Source organism: Aquimarina sp. I32.4, from assembly GCF_002924285.1.
In the GTDB taxonomy this organism is placed as follows: domain Bacteria; phylum Bacteroidota; class Bacteroidia; order Flavobacteriales; family Flavobacteriaceae; genus Aquimarina.
The window spans coordinates 1-16,219 of the sequence record NZ_PGUB01000026.1 but is presented as its reverse complement, the minus strand read 5'-3'; the positions used below and the strand labels follow the sequence as shown (position 1 = coordinate 16,219).

The 16,219-nt window shown below is 34.3% G+C and carries 15 protein-coding genes; 5 read left to right on the top strand and 10 right to left on the bottom strand.

Going from position 1 to position 16,219, the window contains the following annotated elements:
- The first annotated feature begins 108 nt into the window (after positions 1-108).
- Both CVD18_RS07920 and CVD18_RS07915 read left to right on the top strand, forming a co-directional pair.
- Positions 109-2,700 carry an AAA family ATPase gene (locus CVD18_RS07920; protein WP_103864931.1) on the top strand — a complete coding sequence of 864 codons (2,592 nt, stop codon included), beginning with the start codon at positions 109-111 and terminating at the stop codon, positions 2,698-2,700.
- 173 nt (positions 2,701-2,873) lie between these two features.
- Positions 2,874-4,004: a hypothetical protein gene (locus CVD18_RS07915; protein WP_103864905.1), complete on the top strand. Its 1,131-nt coding sequence runs from the start codon at positions 2,874-2,876 to the stop codon at positions 4,002-4,004.
- Between the two features lie 296 nt (positions 4,005-4,300).
- Here the strand turns inward: CVD18_RS07915 and tnpA are convergent, their stop codons facing one another.
- The 7 genes from tnpA to hemB form a co-directional block, all read right to left on the bottom strand.
- Positions 4,301-4,570, bottom strand: coding sequence for an IS200/IS605 family transposase (gene tnpA / locus CVD18_RS23115; RefSeq protein ID WP_255409426.1), 270 nt, complete (start codon positions 4,568-4,570; stop codon positions 4,301-4,303).
- A gap of 78 nt (positions 4,571-4,648) precedes the next feature.
- Positions 4,649-5,128: a methylated-DNA--[protein]-cysteine S-methyltransferase gene (locus CVD18_RS07905; protein WP_103864904.1), complete on the bottom strand. Its 480-nt coding sequence runs from the start codon at positions 5,126-5,128 to the stop codon at positions 4,649-4,651.
- On the bottom strand, positions 5,125-6,210 hold the full coding sequence (locus CVD18_RS07900) for a CNNM domain-containing protein (protein WP_103864930.1): 1,086 nt from the start codon (positions 6,208-6,210) through the stop codon (positions 5,125-5,127). The genes CVD18_RS07905 and CVD18_RS07900 overlap by 4 nt, the downstream gene beginning before the upstream one ends.
- Before the next feature lie 79 nt (positions 6,211-6,289).
- Positions 6,290-6,808, bottom strand: coding sequence for a DinB family protein (locus tag CVD18_RS07895; protein ID WP_103864903.1), 519 nt, complete (start codon positions 6,806-6,808; stop codon positions 6,290-6,292).
- A complete protein-coding gene (locus tag CVD18_RS07890) occupies positions 6,805-7,215 on the bottom strand; it encodes a c-type cytochrome (protein ID WP_103864902.1) in 411 nt (136 codons plus the stop codon). The genes CVD18_RS07895 and CVD18_RS07890 overlap by 4 nt, the downstream gene beginning before the upstream one ends.
- A 6-nt stretch (positions 7,216-7,221) precedes the next feature.
- The gene (locus CVD18_RS07885) at positions 7,222-7,608 is read right to left on the bottom strand and encodes a permease (protein ID WP_103864901.1); all 387 of its coding nucleotides are present in this window, start codon (positions 7,606-7,608) and stop codon (positions 7,222-7,224) included.
- A gap of 121 nt (positions 7,609-7,729) precedes the next feature.
- Positions 7,730-8,704, bottom strand: coding sequence for a porphobilinogen synthase (gene hemB / locus CVD18_RS07880; protein WP_103864900.1), 975 nt, complete (start codon positions 8,702-8,704; stop codon positions 7,730-7,732).
- 280 nt (positions 8,705-8,984) lie between these two features.
- On the opposite strand from hemB, the gene CVD18_RS07875 reads away from it, so the two are divergent.
- Genes CVD18_RS07875 through CVD18_RS07865 form a run of 3 tightly spaced genes read left to right on the top strand, consistent with a single transcriptional unit; the run spans position 8,985 to position 14,112 of the window.
- Positions 8,985-9,866: an ABC transporter ATP-binding protein gene (locus CVD18_RS07875; RefSeq protein ID WP_103864899.1), complete on the top strand. Its 882-nt coding sequence runs from the start codon at positions 8,985-8,987 to the stop codon at positions 9,864-9,866.
- Positions 9,863-13,465 carry a M1 family aminopeptidase gene (locus CVD18_RS07870; RefSeq protein ID WP_103864898.1) on the top strand — a complete coding sequence of 1,201 codons (3,603 nt, stop codon included), beginning with the start codon at positions 9,863-9,865 and terminating at the stop codon, positions 13,463-13,465. The genes CVD18_RS07875 and CVD18_RS07870 overlap by 4 nt, the downstream gene beginning before the upstream one ends.
- Positions 13,466-13,488: 23 nt before the next feature.
- The gene (locus CVD18_RS07865; protein WP_103864897.1) at positions 13,489-14,112 is read left to right on the top strand and encodes a hypothetical protein; all 624 of its coding nucleotides are present in this window, start codon (positions 13,489-13,491) and stop codon (positions 14,110-14,112) included.
- A 274-nt stretch (positions 14,113-14,386) separates the two neighbouring features.
- Here CVD18_RS07865 and CVD18_RS07860 read toward each other — a convergent pair whose 3' ends face one another.
- From CVD18_RS07860 to CVD18_RS07850, 3 genes are all read right to left on the bottom strand, one after another.
- Positions 14,387-14,599: a hypothetical protein gene (locus CVD18_RS07860; RefSeq protein WP_103864896.1), complete on the bottom strand. Its 213-nt coding sequence runs from the start codon at positions 14,597-14,599 to the stop codon at positions 14,387-14,389.
- Between the two features lie 143 nt (positions 14,600-14,742).
- Positions 14,743-15,465: a hypothetical protein gene (locus tag CVD18_RS07855; RefSeq protein ID WP_103864895.1), complete on the bottom strand. Its 723-nt coding sequence runs from the start codon at positions 15,463-15,465 to the stop codon at positions 14,743-14,745.
- A 499-nt stretch (positions 15,466-15,964) separates the two neighbouring features.
- Positions 15,965-16,150: an IS3 family transposase gene (locus tag CVD18_RS07850; protein WP_255409425.1), complete on the bottom strand. Its 186-nt coding sequence runs from the start codon at positions 16,148-16,150 to the stop codon at positions 15,965-15,967.
- Positions 16,151-16,219 lie beyond the last annotated feature (69 nt).

The window sequence follows — 16,219 nt, the reverse complement described above, 5'->3', positions numbered from 1 at the left end:
TCACCCCCAGTATTTGGGGTAAAGTACCAGTAGATCTGTTTTAAAAAAAACCATCATTATGAACTCATCTTCTCATTTTCGAAAAAAGAAAAAGTCAAGATGAGTTCTATGTTACAAACTAAAGAGATTTTATTAGCCTATCAAAAAAGTTATATTGTAATTGTGGAGAAATTTATTGGAATCATACAGCGTGTAACTTATCATAACCCTGAAAATGGGTGGACAGTTTTGCGTGTAAACCCTGTCACAAGCCCGCACGAAGTAAAAACAGTTACCATTCATCAAGCGAATGTTTTTGCTGGAGCTACAATGGAATTTGAGGGAGAATGGACACAACATATCAAATATGGAGATCAATTTAAAGCTCAAAATGTCGTTGAGAAAAAACCAGCTTCCGCTTCTGCTTTAGAAAAATATATTGGATCTGGTATGATCAGTGGTGTTGGTCCTAAAATTGCGAAACGCATAGTTAAATATTTTGGGAATGATACTCTTGACGTTTTTGAGGATGATATTGAACGGCTTACCGAGGTTCCTGGAATTGCTAAAACCAAACTGGAACAAATTACATCTTCATGGACAGAGCATAGAGAGATTAGAAACGTCATGTTGTTTTTGCAAGAATACGGCGTTAGTACTTTGTTTGCGGTTAAGATTTTTAAAAAATATGGCAATGATGCTATTAAAATTGTTCAGGATAACCCTTATCAATTATCTAAGGATATTTATGGAATTGGTTTCTTTTCTGCGGACAAAATAGCCTTGAGTATGGGAATTAAAAAAAATAGCCCAAAAAGAATACGAGCAGCTATTGCTCATGTGCTTGCAGCAAGTAGGGATCAGGGACACTGCTATTTAGAATTGGAGCTTATCCTTACTGAGGTAGAAAAGCTTTTAAAAGAGGATTTTAAGGAATTGGCGATTGTAGAGGTTGGTGGAATGGAAAAAGATAATGAATTAAAAACTCGATTAAAAAATGAAGAAAAACAAACCATAAAATGCTACTATTCTAAATCACTTTATTACGATGAATTATCTACCGGAAATCGAGTGAAAAAATTCATTTCTCAAAAAATTGAGATTGATGCTAAACGTATAGAAAAATGGTTAAAAAAATACAGTCAACAACAAGAATTTTCCTTAAGTAAAGAACAATACAATGCTGTTTTGGATGCGGCCAGATATAGTTTTTCTATTTTAACAGGTGGCCCTGGCTGCGGTAAAACAACAATGACAAAAGCATTAGTAAAATTACTAAAAGCAATGAAAAAGAAGGTCACTTTGGCTGCTCCTACTGGCCGAGCTGCACAAAGAATGGCTGAAGTGATTGGTGAGGAAACACAAACTATTCACCGTTTATTGATTTGGCAACCCATGTCTGGGCAATTCAAAAAGAACGAAGAAGATCAGCTAGAAACAGATTTTGTAATCATCGATGAAAGCTCAATGTTGGATATTTCTTTGGCTTCATCTCTATTAAGAGCAATCCCCTTAGGAGCACAAGTATTACTTATTGGTGATGCTAATCAATTACCATCTGTAGGAGCAGGAAATGTATTGAAAGATTTAATTGATAGTAAAAAAGTGCCATTATTAGAACTGACTAAGGTTTTTCGTCAAGCCCAGCAAAGTCAGATTATTAAATATGCTCATCAGATTAATAACGGAATTATTCCTAAAATAGAATCACCAATTCATCAACCTAAAATATGGAATAAAGAAAAGGATTGTTTGTTTTTTGATTCGGAAGAGGCTACCAAAAAACAAATGGATTTTATCAAGAAAATTCGTGTCTCTATGAATTATGTAATTGAGAATCAGGGAATGGCATTTGTAAGAGAAAGTACAGCTGAAGATGTGGACGAAAATTACAAGGTTATCACTCTAGAAGACGATTATTATATTGAATCAACCTCGCCCGAAGAAATTGTAAAAATCAAAAAGCAAGGAGTGAAATCTTACATCTTTTCTGTTCCTGAAGAATATATGCAAACCAATATTAAAACATTATTAAAATCAGATACGCAGGCTTACGCTTTAAAAGAAATACTTAGTAATATTCACCCTTGGTCATCCTTGAACTATGGTTTTATTGCTTCTGAAATGATTATCAGGTTATACACTAAAACGATCAAAGAGCGAGTTGGGAAAAAATTTGAAGTTCAAATTTTGTCTCCCATGTCTGTCGGTAGTATGGGGACTAGAAGTTTGAATCAATTGATACAGGCAACTTTCAATCCTGAAAGTGAGGATAAAGCTGTTCTACTTATGGGAGATCGTGTATTTCGTATGGGAGATCGTGTAATCCAGCGAAGGAATAATTATGATTTGGAAGTCTTTAATGGGGATATTGGGAATATAACCGCAATAGACACCCAAGAAACGACTTTGGTTGTTACCTATAAATCAGGAACAGAAAACAGAGAAGTTTATTACAAAAAACAAGATATTATAGATCTTGATTTGGCATATGCAATAACTATCCACAAATCACAAGGGAGTGAGTTTGATGTAGTAATCATTCCTATAGTTATGCAACATTTTACGATGCTATATCGTAACTTAATATACACCGCTTTAACACGTGCTAAAAAAATGGCGATTTTTGTTGGCTCCAGGAAATCTTTGGGTATAGCCGTTAAAAATGTTGACAATAGAAAACGAAAGACTATGCTGAAAACTATAATACAGGAATTGTGATACAAAAAAGATTATAACCAATTTACAATTTGAAACAAAACTACGTATGAACTCAAAAAGATTGTTGAAAAAATGATAACAAAAATCCACTAAATATTGAAACTAATTTTTGTGTTTTTTATATTTTTATTGAAATTTATTCCAACTAACACTCTTCATATAAAAAAATCATTTTGAAAAATATCAAACACTCTTCTAATCATCTCGTTATATCAGTTAATGAGTCTACTACAACAGATAACAAACAAGCAAAAAGTATAGATAAAAAAATAAAAAAAATAGAGCAGCTGAATAAACAAATAAAAAAAATTACTGATAACATAAATGTTGCAAGAAAACTATATAATGAGCATTGCAAAAAAGAAGAAGAAAAATTATTGCGATCAAAAGAACAATTGATCATAAAACTTTATCAACGATATCAACAAAAAGGATTTGCTATTTGGCAAAAAGAACTGATAGAAACTAAATTGATAAATGAGATTGATTCTTTACTTTCTTCAGGGTATGAATCGGAAACAGTTGTAAATATTCAATCAGAAATCAGTAAATTTAAAATAGAAAACATGGGAGATAATGAAAAAGAAATGATGAACGATTTGACCAAAGAGTTTTTAAAAGATATGGGGGTAGATATAGATGTAGAGGACTTTAGTTTTGAAGATCTTAATGACCCCGATTTCATAAAACAATTTCAAGAAAAACAGTCTGAAGAGTATAGGAAAGAATATCAGGAGTTTCACCAAACCGATACAGAAGAAAAACACAAAGCTCAACATGAAAAAGTAAAAACAACAAATAATGATTTTCATAAACTATATAGAGATTTAGTTAAGAAAGCACATCCTGATTTAGTTATAGACCCTTTAGAAAAGGAAGCTCGAGAAGAATGGATGAAAAAACTCTCTAAGGCCTGGGAAGAACGAAATTATTATGAATTACTCCTGTTGCAAAAGGAAATAAACAGGGACGATTCTATCGATATAATACTTAATAGCTTACAAATAGCCTCCTTAGTCAAAGAATTAAACAAAACGATTAATAAATTAGAAGCTGATAAATATAAGTTGAAACATTATGATCCAGAGACCTCTTTTTATTATGAAAATTTCAATGCGAAATCAGAAAAAGGAGTTTTAAAGAAGATTGTAGAACATAAAGATTATGTGCAATTTCAAATAGAAGAAATAGAAGATGAAAAATCAAGTTTAAAAACCCAAAAATCAACTAAAGAATTACTGGTAGAAATCAGGGAATCTCAAGGAGGGTATTATGATGATTCTTTTGAGTATTTTGATGTTTGAAACTTAGAGTATTTTAGATCAAAAAATTCTAAATACAATTGGAAATTCTTAACCCCAAGAAGTGTGTGTGTATTGAATAACTTGTATGGCTATACGTAATCAAAATAACCTATAGCAAACATACATCTTAGATATGCGAAAAGTAAACAACCTCCGTTAAAAACGGAGGCTTTGGATTTTAGATTAGACCCTAAGGGTCATAACACTCATTTCGAATCATGATGTTCTTGATATTTTACATATCGTCTTATCATAGCCTCGTCTAATCCTTCCATACTTACAAAACATCCTCTCGATCAAAAATGATTGCCCCAATACGGTTTCTCTTTTAGATTTGGAAAGGTTTTAAAAAGCTTGATTACCATCTTCTCTTTCAATATCCCTATATATTCCGATATGGAAACCTTTGGAGGAGTAGAAAAGACCAAATGAATGTGGTCTTTTTGAATATTCAATTCGATTACCTGAACATCTTTCCATGAACTGATCAATTGCAAATCGTACTCAACTAGTGATTTGACCATTCCCTCAAGTATCTGAAAACGATACTTCGCAGTGAAAACAATTATTTACAGTGTAGTTTACTGGACACTTACTAATAAAATAGCTTCTATCTGTTTACAAATAACAAAACTGGATAGAAACTAGAACAATGATTGTTGTTTTACAGGATTTTCATGATCCAACAACCATTTTTTTCTCCATAATCCACCAGCATATCCAGTAAGAGACCCATCACTACCGATGACTCTATGACAAGGCACAATAATCCACAGCGGATTTTTACCATTGGCACTCGCAGCCGCTCGAATCGATTTTGGATCCCCCAATCTCTTGGCAATATCTAGATAAGATACTGTTTTTCCAAAAGGAATTTTGAGTAATTCATCCCATACTTTTTTTTGAAAATCTGTTCCTGCAGGATTTAGGCTAAGATCAAAATCTGCTCGCTGTCCTTCAAAGTATTCTTGTAGTTGCATTACGGCTCCTTCTAAATGAGATGGAATATTTGTAGAAGGGGAATGGGTAGATTCTTTGGTAACAGAAACACGGATGATACCATCTTTATCACCAAAGATAGTAGCCATTCCCAGAGGGGTCTCTATGTGCACCTCATCGATCATTCTTCTTTTTTATCCTCTAGAAGACCTAATCTTCTAGCTCTATTTTCCCAGTTTTTACGGGCTAAATCTTGCATATTAGCATCTGTATCGCTTTCGTCAACAATTTCTAATCCTAATAAAGTTTCGATCACATCCTCCATCGTTACCAAACCACTTACCGATCCATACTCATCTACGACCAATGCCATATGCTCACGTTGCTCTACCAGTTTCTCAAACAAATCAGGTACTGCAACATTACGATCAACAACAAATAATTGTCTTCTTAGGTCTCCCAGCACTTTATCATGATGATCCTCTGCCATTTCTTTGTACACCTCATCTTTGAGCACATATCCTGTAATATGATCTGGATTATCTTTATAAACAGGTACTCTAGAAAATCTCAATTTTTTATTATCCTCAAAAAAATCGGCTATATTCTGATCTTCGGGAGCGATTTTTAGAACACTTCTCGGAGTCATTATATTTTTGGCCAAAATTGCTTTAAAGTTCAGCAAGTTTTTAATTACCTTGGATTCTGATTCTTTAAAAACACCTTCTTCATGTGCGATATCTGTCATTGCAGTAAAATCCTCTCTACTCAATACTGATCCATGATGTCCTTTGCCACCTATAAGTTTGGTCGTAAGACGTAATATCCATAGAATACCTGTATATTTTAGAGGCGCAATCAAAATCAACAATGCCTTCGAAGTAAAATTTGCCAGTTGTTTCCAGAATGTTGCTCCAATAGTTTTAGGAATAATCTCTGATAATACCAGAATCAACAATGTCATAATAGTAGAGACAATCCCTACCATATTAACTCCTAATATTTCTACCTTATATGGTAATTGTTCTGCCTGTACTCCTACCAAGATCGCACCTACTGTATGAGCAATGGTATTTAGGGTAAGAATAGCAATCAATGGTTGATCTACGTCTTTTTTTAAATCCTCTAATGTTGTTGCATAGGATTTCCCTTCTTTCTTTTTAAGATTGATAAAAGTTGGTGTCACACTCAGCAATACTGCCTCTAGTATAGAACACAAGAAAGAAAAGAAAATAGACAGTACGGCGTAAATAATTAATAGGGTCATATTATTTTTAAATATGGTACTAAAGTACGGTTTTTGAAATGTATTATTAGAACTCACCTTGAGTTCTTAGTATAAATTATTACCACCCTACAAAACCTGGTGGCTTCACATCATTTAGATTGAGATATACAATAAGTTGTCCTCTATGATGGGTAACATGATCTTGTAAGAGATTTAGGATTTGCAGTTTTGATTTAGGTCCTGCAAAAAAATCAACTTCAAGTGATAGGTCGTTATCCTTGGTATTTTGTATCTGTGCATATACTGTATCAAATGCAGTACCTACAAGTTCTATAATTTCTGTTTTAGTTTCAGGGAGGTTACTGTTTGATTCTTCTCTATCAAATTTTTCCTTAGAAAAATAGGTAGTACCCAACCAAAGCATATTACCTCTTATATGAAATAGCTGTTCTTTAAAGCTCATTTCGCGCTCCGTAGGCTTATAGTTATACCGATCCTCAGGCATCTGTTCAGCAATTTTCAAGAGATAATCCTTAGAATTTTTCCACTTTTCTAAAAAAGCATCTTTGGGAGTAGATTGCTGTGACATAGCAACACCAGAAACCAGAAGAAAGCACAGTATTAATTTATGTATCATTTTGTTTCGTTTGTGTTTACTTCTGTCATATATACTTTGACCGCCTCAAGTTCTTCTTCGCTAAATGTTTGAATGATAGCAAAGTTAGTTTTCATTACAGCATATGTTTCGGGATCTACGATGGGATCAGCTTTTTGTTTCAAAAATGCTGTTAAGTCCCCTTTTTCCTTTGCATACACCTTCATGATCTGATCAACAGAAGGGCCTATAGATTTTTTATCAACCTTATGACAGGTATAACATTTTCCTTTACCATTAAACACGCTTTTCCCTAAATCATAAGGAGAAACTTGTTCTTTTTTTGTGCCTATTGTAATGGTTGATTCTTCTTTTTTATCAGATTTACAGCTTGCAGAAAACAAAGCTATCACACCAGATAATACGCTTAATTTGTGGATTTTTTTCATCAATGGCTATCTATATTTTTCTTTTATTCTCTCTATATCTTTTTTAAATCGTTCTAATAATTCTTTTGAAAACCCAGTCACCATTTCTTCTTCCTTATCACTCATCCCCTCACTAGCTTCTGCAATTTTTGCCAATGCATACAGTACAAAGTCGTATTCTTTATCAGGGCCATTATCAGAGAATACTTCTATTACTTTTTTATATAAAGTTTCGATATCATTCTGGTTTTTGCTTTCATAATCAAAAGACCATTTAATTTCTGCACCGCTAGGATGTCCTTTTAGAATTTGCTCTAGTATTTCTACCTCTTCTTTTTGAATAACCCCATCCCGCATCGCCAGTACATAGAATAATTCTCCAAATGTTTGATATAATCTGTCTTTACTTACCATTGTGTGTATGATTTATGTTGGTTTTCCTTTTTGATTTTAACCTAGACAGAGCAAACGTATTATACTAGATTACAAGCAATCGTTATAGCTATTTTTACCGATTCTTTAATCAAAAAAGAAATCAACCTAAAAGTCTCACTACATCTTTGGCAAAATAACTTGCTATAATCTGTGCCCCTGCTCTTTTGAATGCCATGATCTGTTCTAGCATAACTGCATCATGATTCAGCCATCCTTTTTCTGCTGCTGCTTTGAGCATTGCATACTCACCACTTACTTGGTATACTGCTACTGGTACATCTACTACATCTTTTACATCTCGTACCAGATCAAGATAGCACAATCCTGGTTTTACCATCACGATATCTGCTCCTTCTTCTATATCCATCAAGGTTTCTTTGATCGCTTCATCGCGATTTGCAAAATCCATTTGGTATGTTTTTTTGTCACCAAACCCTGGTGCAGAATCCAGTGCATCTCTAAAAGGGCCATAAAATGATGATGCATATTTGGCACTATAACTCATAATGCCCGTATTCTTAAAGTTTTCTTTTTCTAGAAGCTCACGAATACTCAAAATTCGCCCATCCATCATATCACTAGGTGCTACAAAATCTGCTCCTGCCTGTGCATGAGATAACGCCATTTCTGCAAGTACCTTGCAGGTTTCATCATTTATAATATATCCTTCTTCTACAATACCGTCATGTCCATATGCAGAATACGGGTCTAGGGCAACATCTGTCATTACCACCATTTCTGGCACTGCTTCTTTTACTGTCTTGATAGCTCGTTGCATTAATCCATCATGATTTACGGCTTCTGTACCTTTATTGTCTTTGAGATCATCAGGAACTTTTACAAAAAGTAATACCGATTTTAATCCCATCACCCATAATTCTTTGATTTCTTTACCTAGCAAGTCCAAGCTATATCTAAAGTAATCTGGCATCGAGGCTATTTCCTCTTTAATTCCTTTGCCTTCTACGATAAATAAAGGCACTAAAAAATCATGAGGAGTTATTGTATGTTCTCTAACCAAAGAACGAATTGCATCATTGGTTCTTAATCTTCTGTTTCTACGAAGTTGTTGCATGGTAACAATAAATTTGATCTTGCAAAGATACTGATATATCTATTATCACAGACGTGTTATCCCTGCACATCTAAAGGTAATTTTATTTAAAAAAAACTCAAATTATGTAACATAATCTTAACAAATCTTACTAACATTGAAGTATCTAATATCTGTTATGATTTAGAATTACATAGAAAATAAAATGATGCTTTTTTGTTTTGAAATCGCAAAGAAAAAAGGGATTTATCACAGTAATTTTAATTTGTAGTATGGTATAAACCCGTAAATTTTAAAAAATATGCTTACCATACAAAATCTTAACAAAACATACCCCAATGGAACACAAGCGCTAAATAATGTTTCCTTGACTTTAGAAAAAGGAATGTTTGGGCTTTTGGGGCCAAATGGTGCTGGTAAATCTACATTGATGAGAACCATTGCTACCTTACAATTGGCAGATTCAGGAACGATTGATTTTGATGGTATTGATGTTTTTAAACAACCTCAAGAGTTACGCAAAGTACTAGGGTATTTGCCACAGGATTTTGGTGTATACCCAAAGGTTTCTGCAGAAATGATGCTTACCCATATTGCCAAGGTAAAAGGGATTACCAATAGCAAGGAGCGCAAAAATTATGTTGCAGATTTATTGAATAAGGTAAATCTATATAAGTTTAGAAACCGTAACCTTGGGGATTTCTCTGGGGGTATGCGACAGCGTTTTGGGATTGCACAGGCATTATTAGGGAATCCAAAACTGATTATTGTAGATGAACCCACGGCAGGTCTAGACCCTCTAGAACGCAATAGGTTTCATAACCTACTCAGTGAGTTGGGAGAAAATGCAGTTGTAATCCTCAGTACTCATATTGTAGATGATGTGACCAATTTATGCAAAAACATGGCTGTATTTAATGAAGGTAAAATTCTGGTACAAGGCAACCCACAAACCTTATCAGACACTCTAAATGGTAAGGTATATAGAAAACAAATTGATATCGCGGCACTAGATCCTCTAGAAAATGAACATACTGTACTATCAAATTACCTAAGAGGCGGGCAGTTTTATGTAAGTGTATATAGTGACGCTCATCCAGGAGAAGGGTTTGAACTTATTCATAATGACCTAGAAGACTTCTACTTTTACTGTATCAACAAAAAAGAGGAGGTAGCGATATGATAGAGATATTTTTATTTGAACTACGCTATCGGCTAAAAAGGCCTGCCACCTGGATTTATGTAACTCTAGGCTTTGCGATTGCTGTAATAATGGCTGTTTTTGAAAAATCAGTTACGGCACAATTCATCAATAGCCCCAATAATATAATAGGAGTCATTGGCCCAATATCTATCATTTGTATTTTCTTTTATGCCGCCATTATGGGGGTTCCTATTTTTAGAGATAAAGATCATAAAACGGCCCAGACCTATTTTACATTTCCGATTACTCAAAAGTCGTATGTTTTGGGTCGTTTTTTGGGGAGTTATACTATTGTTACCCTACTCAATATATTTATTGTCATCGGGGCAATCACTGGTTTTGGAATTGGTATCTTTCTAGATCGAGCAGATTATGGAACCTATACTAGTTTTAATCTATCCTCTTACCTACTCCCTTTTATATTTTTATTACAAATCAATGCCCTTACTATAGGAGCTTTGTTCTTTTGTCTCATGGCTTTTTTCAAGAAAATGCCTATTATCTATCTAGGAGGAATTTGCCTGTTTTTATTATATAGCATCTCTGGTGATCTTATGAGTAGTCTGGATAACCAATGGCTAACCCCATATCTTGACCCTTTTGGAAACAGAGCTTTTTCTTTTGTCAAAAAATACTGGTCTATCAATGAGCTTAATAGCAACCAACTTCCTGTCTCAGGTAGTTTTTTATTAAACAGGATACTTTGGTTATTTATAGGGTTGATTTTCTTTCTAATCACTTTTTTTAGATTCGATTATAAAAAGTTTCTACTATCTGGCAAAAAAAGAACATCAATACCAACCGAACAATACACCCCTTCAAAAATCACTACTGTTCTACAAGAGTTTTCTAAAAAAACAGAATGGAACAATCTATTATCACTTAGCAAAATTGAATTCCTGTCTATTTTCAAAAGTCCTGTATTTATCATTATGTTGATTATAGGAGTGCTCTTTTCTATATTCAGTATTTATAATCTCAATGAAACATACGGTACTCCCAACCTGCCACTTACTCGCTATGTGGTTATGTATATCAATGGGGTAATTTCTTTTTTCTCTACTATCATATTGGTGATATACTCGGGAGAAGCCGTGCATAGTACCCGCAAGAACAAAACCTTTGTCTTTTATGATGCCCTACCAATAAGTAACGCTAGCTTATATTTCTCAAAAATAATAGCCCTTCTTGGTATCTCTCTGGTATTGGTTGTGTCAAATATTGTGATAGGCATTCTATTTCAGAGTATCAATGGATATTTTGAGTATGATTTGGGTATGTATTTTACCTATAATTTTGCATTGGTATTTCCTGGATTTATTATGACTATTTTATTGTCTTTCTTTGTTCATGTACTTGTCAACAATAAGTTTCTGGGGCATTTTGTAGTTATTTTAATCTATTTTGGGGTACCGCTTCTGGTTACTTTTGCTTTCAAAAGCAGTAATCCTATGTATATGTTTACTGGCACTACTCCTATTTTCTTGAGTGATCTCAATGGTTTTGGGCATTATCTTACTGGGATTACTTGGCTCAACTTATATTGGATACTGTGTACTGCTATTTTGATGTTTATTGGTAAACTATTCTGGATCAGAGGTTTTTTTGCTACTGCCAAAGAACGATTTACTATTGCAAAACAACGAGTAACCATAAAAACAATCCTACCACTGGTATTGACCAGTATCGCTTTTATAGCGGTTGCGGGGTATAGTTATTACAACCTTAAAGTAATAAACACTATTGTAGGCGGAGGGCATTCTGAAAAAATAGCCGCTGCGGCAGAAAAAAAGTATGCAAAATACATGGGGCAACCACACCCGCAGGTCACCGATCTCAAAACATATATTGATATTTTCCCAAAAGAGCGTACCATCAAGGCCAAAGGAGATTTTAAGATTATCAATAATTACGATACTGCTATTGATACCTTACTGCTAGAGGTACAATATCCAGGTGAGCATATCAGTTTGCAAGCCATACGCTATAATGGGACTGTGCTTACTCCCGTAGTTACCGATTCTGTATATAGAATGTATTTCTACAAACTACCAGATGCTATGCAACCCAATGAGCAGGCTGATCTTACGATAGAAGTACTGGCAGAAACCAAAGGTTTTGCCAATAGTATGGAGACTCAGGTATTGCATAATGGTTCTTTTTTCAACAATAATATTTTTCCTCGGTTTTATTATGAGCGTAGTCTGGTGGATAATGGAGTACGTGTAAAACATGGATTAGAAAAACTGAATTACCTGTTTCCTCCCAGAACAGATTCTACCGCACTCAGAAAAAATCTGTTTAATGAAGATGCTAATTATATAAATTTTGAAGCTGTACTTAGTACTGCCAATGATCAGACCGCTATTGCTCCTGGTAAATTGGTCAAAAAATGGCAAGAAAATGACAGAGCCTACTATCATTATAAACTAGAGTCACAATCAGACTTATTCTTTAATGTAGTATCTGCCAGATATGATGTAAAAAAATCAAGTTGGACCGCCCCTAGCGGCAAAAAGGTGGCTATAGAGATTTACCACTCTGCAAAACACAAACGCAACCTTGAGCATTTTATCAAAGGTGCCCAAGTTGCTCTGGACTACTGCTCAAAGAATTTCTATGAGTACCCCAATTCTGTACTGCGTATTGTAGAGTTTCCTGCGCATGCTACTTTTGCTCAATCATTTGTAACTACTATTCCCTACTCAGAGAATTTTGGGTTTGCTGCCAATTTTGATAAGGCCGCAGATTTTAATTATGCATTTAGGGTAACCGCTCATGAGGTTGCGCACCAATGGTGGGCACATATTGTTACTCCTAGTAAAACTACAGGGGCAAATATTATTTCTGAGACATTGGCAGAATATTCCTCGCTGATGACCATGAAGCATGAGTATGGCGAAAATGGCATCAAGAGTTTTCTAAAATACTCTCTAGATGATTACCTGCGTAGCAGAGCCTTTAGTTTTAAACCCGAGCGTTCTTTGATCAATGTAGAGGTTGGCCCTCATATATGGTATCGCAAAGGATCTATGGTTATGTATGAATTACAGGATATCATTGGCGAAGATAAAATCAATAAAGCACTCAGAGGTTTTCTAAACGAATACAAAAACTATGAGAAGGGGGTCTATCCTACCTCAGAAAATCTATACGATGCGATTTACAAAGTTGCTCCCGATTCTTTAAAATATGCAGTAGAAGATGGTTTTAAAAAAATCGTTCTTTATGAGAATCGCGTTACCGCCGCTACTACCAAAGAATTAGACAATGGCAGCTATGAAACTACTTTTACCGTAGACTCCAAAAAAATATATTATGATGATACAGGCAAAGAAGAACGCACTGATGACACCACTAATTATATAGAAATAGGCTTATTTGGTGAGGATATTACAGATGCACAAGAGGTACCTCTAAAAAATCCGTATTATCTAGAACGAAAATGGTTACAACCAGGCGAAAACACCTTTACCATTATTACAGACAAAAAACCAATAAAAGCAGGTATTGACCCTTATAACAAATTGATTGACAGAAACTCTGGCGATAACCTAAAACCTATTGAAGAAGAGTAACCATAGCTAATACCCAGAAGAAAATGCATTACAAAAGATTCATATCAATTATAACCCTTCTTATTATAGCCAGTATTATACATGGGTGTGGGTTTTGTAATATTATTACCAAACAATACATCTTTACAAAAGATGGAAATCTAAGGCCTGCCAAAAATAGATTCAAATTAGGCAAGACCCCTTATATGCTCAAAGATGATGACCTCATCAAGACCAACTGTGTATATCAATCCTGCACTGTATCCACCGATGAGGAGTACACAAAATCTTCAACCTGTGATAGTATCCCTGCAAATGATCTAGTTACTTTTTTTCGGTTTTTCAAGAACGGACGGTTTTTAATAAGTCATATACTATCAAACGATATCAATGCCCAATCATACAATACCCTAAAAGGAGATGTTGGGTATTATACTATAGAGAACGGAGATTTAATTCTAGAATATTTTTCTGTAAATTTTGGAGGCATGGCCTCTGATTGTGGTAGGTATTATACATCCATATACACCTTGCGTGATGATGCCATCATACCATCTTCTCAAAGGGTATCCAACAATGGTATTTGGTACGCTTGGGAAAAGATTCCTTATACACAATCCTTCAAAAAAATAGAAATCAAAAATCTAACTACAACACCAGACTGGTAAAATAGTTGGTTTCTGGTTGATAACTTCGATATTCAACATTCAGTATTTATTTGTTATTCAAGTGTAGACTGAAATCCAGTACAACGCAACGAGTACTCCTTGGTTCCCAGCCTGCGCTGGGAGGACAGAAAGCTTGTCATTCCCGACTTGATCGGGAATCTATCATGGCGCAATGAGAAACTTCAACATTCAGTGTTCGATATTCAACATTCAGCATTGGATATTCGATATTCCTTTTCGGTTTTACATTTTAATAAACTAGTAACGGTATTAACTACCTATAACCAATATATATACCTATCGCCAACAAAACGACCCAACCAGGATGTTTTGCTTTGGTACCTATAAGTACCAAAAAAGAGGAAAAGAACATTGCATATAGTATCGATTGAATTATAAAATGGGTAGTATCTGTGTACAGCTCTTCTTTGCCTTGCGAGATTTTTAGTAAAATCGCACCTATTCCTCCTCCAAAAATTGAAGCCAAGTGTCATGTTGCCCATAGGATTCGCAGATGCCTTTCTTTTAGCCCCTCACTAGATATCGTTGGTACCAAACTCCCTTTGTTTTGCTTATTTTTAAAAATCAATTTAGTAGGATTCAAAAACCTGTTGTTTTATATACTCACAATCAATCATCAAGGATTGATATTTTATCAATCATTTCTAAAGCAAACATTTTTGCTTCTGCAAGTTCACAACAAAACCCTTCTTCATAAGACCCTCCATAGTTTTTTAATAATTTCAATGCTTTTTCTTCTCCATACACAGATAATATTTCCAACTTCTTTACTGTTTGATAATTTATTCTCATACGATCATATACAGTAATGTTTTCATCAAAAGTAGGGTTTTCTAAAAAGTCATAAAATTCATCAATTCTCTTTTGGCTTATTGTAAATTTTGGAATAGTAATTTTTTCATCTCTATAAAGAGAATCATTGACATAATAAAAAAACTCTGTTTTATACCCTATTGGTTTTAACTCCCAGTTTTCACCAACAGCTAATCGCCTAAGCTCTGCTATTTGCAAGGTGTCATTTGTAAAACTGATTCTACATGTTTTTATAGCATTGTAACCAGAAATCGGAAGATCATCACCCAAACAATCATAAACAGCAAATTCTGATTCTATAAAAGTATCTTCTCCATCATGATTATTAGACCCACAACATATAATTAATTTTTCACCATTTTTAAACTTAGCCGTAAAACCTGGTTTTTCTCCTTCTTCTGCAGAGAGTGCCCCTTTGCCACAAAGGCATTCTTGTGCATGAAATTGAACTGTATTAAAAATCAATATTAACAATACTATTTTTAGTGGATTCACTTTCTTATTAAGAATAACATTCATTATGAGTTAATATTTAGTAACCAGTTATGCGTTTTGATATTATTTGAATCCCAAATTCGTCAATTTAAGTAGTTTTTCATAATAAAACAGAAAAAAACTACTCAAACCGACATTTTTTATAGAACTGATAACGGGTTGAGGAGTGAGAAACTTCGATATTCATTATTAATTTGATGTAGACTGAAATCCAGTACAACGCAATGAGAAACTTCAACATTCGGTGTTCCTTTGTCATTCCCGACTTGATCGGGAATCCATCACGACCCAATAAGTACTCCTTGGTTCCCAGCCTGCGCTGGGAGGACAGCTCATTCCCGACTTGATCGGGAATCTATCATGACGCAATGAGAAACTTCAATATTCAATGTTCGATATTCAAAACTCGTTTTCACTTTATAATTTTACATTTAGAACTTTGCGGTTTTACATTTAGTATATTTGGTAGTGAGTGTTTTGACCCCTATAAAACAAGAGTAATCTTTTAAATTTGGATTATTAATTATGCTACTCTATTTTTCATTAAAATTAAGTGTTTGTCTTTGTTCCATTTTTCCATAGGAGTTATTCTTCCCAATAGTCCATGATGCCTTACGTTGTTATAGAAAACCACATATCTTTTTAGTATTTGTTGAATCTCTCCAAATGTTCTATACTCAAATCGTTGAAAGACTTCTTTTTTATTAATCGTTAGGGTAATTAGTTCTTATAAATCTTTCAGGCGGCGTATTTGGCGTGCTTATGATGGAAATATTTT

Coding starts and splice junctions, on each gene's coding strand:
- hemB (WP_103864900.1), bottom strand. CDS start 8,704: ATGCAACAACTTCGTAGAAACAGAAGATTAAGAACCAATGATGCAATT.
- CVD18_RS07890 (WP_103864902.1), bottom strand. CDS start 7,215: ATGAAAAAAATCCACAAATTAAGCGTATTATCTGGTGTGATAGCTTTG.
- CVD18_RS07900 (WP_103864930.1), bottom strand. CDS start 6,210: ATGACCCTATTAATTATTTACGCCGTACTGTCTATTTTCTTTTCTTTC.
- CVD18_RS07920 (WP_103864931.1), top strand. CDS start 109: ATGTTACAAACTAAAGAGATTTTATTAGCCTATCAAAAAAGTTATATT.
- CVD18_RS07855 (WP_103864895.1), bottom strand. CDS start 15,465: ATGAATGTTATTCTTAATAAGAAAGTGAATCCACTAAAAATAGTATTG.
- CVD18_RS07885 (WP_103864901.1), bottom strand. CDS start 7,608: ATGGTAAGTAAAGACAGATTATATCAAACATTTGGAGAATTATTCTAT.
- CVD18_RS07875 (WP_103864899.1), top strand. CDS start 8,985: ATGCTTACCATACAAAATCTTAACAAAACATACCCCAATGGAACACAA.
- CVD18_RS07895 (WP_103864903.1), bottom strand. CDS start 6,808: ATGATACATAAATTAATACTGTGCTTTCTTCTGGTTTCTGGTGTTGCT.
- CVD18_RS07905 (WP_103864904.1), bottom strand. CDS start 5,128: ATGATCGATGAGGTGCACATAGAGACCCCTCTGGGAATGGCTACTATC.
- CVD18_RS07865 (WP_103864897.1), top strand. CDS start 13,489: ATGCATTACAAAAGATTCATATCAATTATAACCCTTCTTATTATAGCC.
- CVD18_RS07870 (WP_103864898.1), top strand. CDS start 9,863: ATGATAGAGATATTTTTATTTGAACTACGCTATCGGCTAAAAAGGCCT.